This window comes from Pseudomonas sp. K5002, from assembly GCF_013386655.1.
In the GTDB taxonomy this organism is placed as follows: Bacteria; Pseudomonadota; Gammaproteobacteria; order Pseudomonadales; family Pseudomonadaceae; genus Aquipseudomonas.
The window spans coordinates 1-1,320 of sequence record NZ_JACARK010000841.1 but is presented as its reverse complement, the minus strand read 5'-3'; the positions used below and the strand labels follow the sequence as shown (position 1 = coordinate 1,320).

Genomic DNA, 1,320 nt, shown 5'->3' with positions numbered 1-1,320 from the left:
AAATAACGGATATGCCCCCAGCCCCCAGCAGCCCAACACATTGGCGTATCCTTACCCCTCCACCCCAAGGCCCGATCAAAAAATGCTGGTGATATCCAACAACGTGCACCTCCCCGACGCCGAGATCGAACTGACAGCCATCCGCGCCCAGGGCGCTGGCGGTCAAAACGTCAACAAGGTCTCCAGCGCCGTGCACCTGCGTTTCGACATCCCGGCCTCGTCCCTGCCTGACTTCTACAAGGAACGCCTGCTGGCCCTGCGCGACACCCGCATCACCAGCGAAGGCGTACTGATCCTCAAGGCCCAGCAATACCGCACCCAGGAACAAAACCGCGCCGACGCCCTCGAGCGCCTGGTGGAACTGATCCTCAGCGCCACCAAGGTCGAAAAGAAACGCCGCCCCACCAAACCCACCCTGGGCTCAAAGAAGCGCCGCCTCGAATCCAAGACCAAACGCGGCAGCATCAAGGCCGGCCGCGGCAAGGTGGACTTCTAACTCGCCTGACGTTCTTCGCGATACTTCGGCGCCTGCCGATACAAATACAGGCTCAACAGCAACCCGCCAAACGCCGCGATCGCCGCAAACAGGAAGATCGAGGCAAACCCGAACCCCGCCGCAATCGCCCCGGCCAACGGCCCGGTGATCCCCAACGACAAATCGATAAACAGCGAATACGCCCCCACCGCCGCGCCCCGGCTCGAGGCGGGCACCAGGTTGACCGCCTCCACACCCAAGGCCGGAAACACCAGGGAAAAGCCAAACCCGCTCAACGCCGCACCCGCCAACGCCAAATGAGGATCCGGCGCCAGCCACAGCAGCAGCAGCCCCAGCGTCTCCACCGACAAACAGGCAATCGCTACGCGAAACCCGCCAATGCGGTTGATCAAATTGCCGAACAACAACCGCGCCCCGATAAAGCTGGCACCGAACAGGCTCAGGCACAGCACCGCGTTATCCCAATGCTGGGTCGCGTAATACAAGGTGATGAAGGTGGCGATGGTGCCAAACCCGATCGAGCCCAGCGCCAGCCCGCAGCCGTGAGGCAACACGCGCCCCAGCACATGCATGAACGGCAGGCGCTCGCCCACCACGATCGGCGCGGCGACTTTCGGCCAGGCCAGCAGCAGGCCCAGCACCGCCAGCAGGATGATACTGACGCCCATGCTCCACAACCCGAAATGACTGACCAGCAACACCCCCAGCGGTGCGCCGATGGCCAGGGCGCCGTAGCTGGCGATGCCGTTCCAGGAGATGACCTTGGCGGTATTCGCCGCGCCCACCCGGCCAATGCCCCAGCCGATGGAACCCGAGCCCACCAG

Annotated in this window: 2 protein-coding genes; one reads left to right on the top strand and one right to left on the bottom strand. The window is 63.6% G+C overall.

All coding sequences use genetic code 11. From position 1 onward, the window contains the following. The first annotated feature begins 82 nt into the window (after positions 1 to 82). Complete coding sequence (gene arfB, locus HX846_RS29675) at positions 83 to 496, top strand: alternative ribosome rescue aminoacyl-tRNA hydrolase ArfB (protein ID WP_003212972.1); 414 nt, start codon at positions 83 to 85, stop codon at positions 494 to 496. Here arfB and HX846_RS29670 read toward each other — a convergent pair. Next, the coding region (locus HX846_RS29670; protein ID WP_178966739.1) for an MFS transporter at positions 493 to 1,320 on the bottom strand (828 nt) is incomplete at its 5' end. The two genes, arfB and HX846_RS29670, sit on opposite strands and share 4 nt — an antisense overlap.

Coding starts and splice junctions, on each gene's coding strand:
- arfB (WP_003212972.1), top strand. CDS start 83: ATGCTGGTGATATCCAACAACGTGCACCTCCCCGACGCCGAGATCGAA.